This is a genomic window from Herbiconiux daphne (assembly GCF_024979295.1).
In the GTDB taxonomy this organism is placed as follows: Bacteria; Actinomycetota; Actinomycetes; order Actinomycetales; family Microbacteriaceae; genus Herbiconiux; species Herbiconiux daphnes.
Window position 1 is genome coordinate 1 of sequence record NZ_JANLCJ010000682.1, and the last position, 558, is coordinate 558.

Genomic DNA, 558 nt, shown 5'->3' on the forward strand with positions numbered 1-558 from the left:
TTTCCACTGAATCCCTTCATCTTCTGGACCTTGGAACATTTTCATATTCACTTGTCCATCACGAATCTGGACTGGAGCCGCTGGAGCACGAACCTGTTGCTGTTGTGGAACTTTCAAATTCTCTAGAACATTCTGAATCAGTGAAACTTTCTGAGCACCAGTTAGTTCTTTCTTTTCTTCCTGTTTAGGTTCCACCGGAGTTACATTACCTAATGCTGAAGTTTTAAATTTATCATCAGCTTGTGGATTCATACCAGCTTTACCCATCTGAATCAAATCACTAGTCGCAGGAGCCATGTACTGTTGAGCAGAAGGAATTGGGCTGTCTTTTTTCAAATACCCAGGTTTGAATTTATTTACATAATTCACACCTTCTTCAGCCATTGGTATTTTTCCTGCAAGCATTTGTTTTGCACCACCAGTCCCTTGATTATAACCAAGAAGAGCATGAGCAGTGTTACCATTAAAAGCTTTAAGGTTAGAAGCAAGGTAACGAGTTCCCATTTCAATATTCTTTTGTGGGTCAAGTCTATCAGCTTGAGAGTAACCATAATCTTT

At 39.6% G+C, this 558-nt stretch carries 1 protein-coding gene; it reads right to left on the bottom strand.

What is annotated here, in order from left to right; genetic code table 11:
* The coding region (locus N1032_RS27120) for a lytic transglycosylase domain-containing protein (RefSeq protein ID WP_259543804.1) at positions 1-558 on the bottom strand (558 nt) is incomplete at both ends.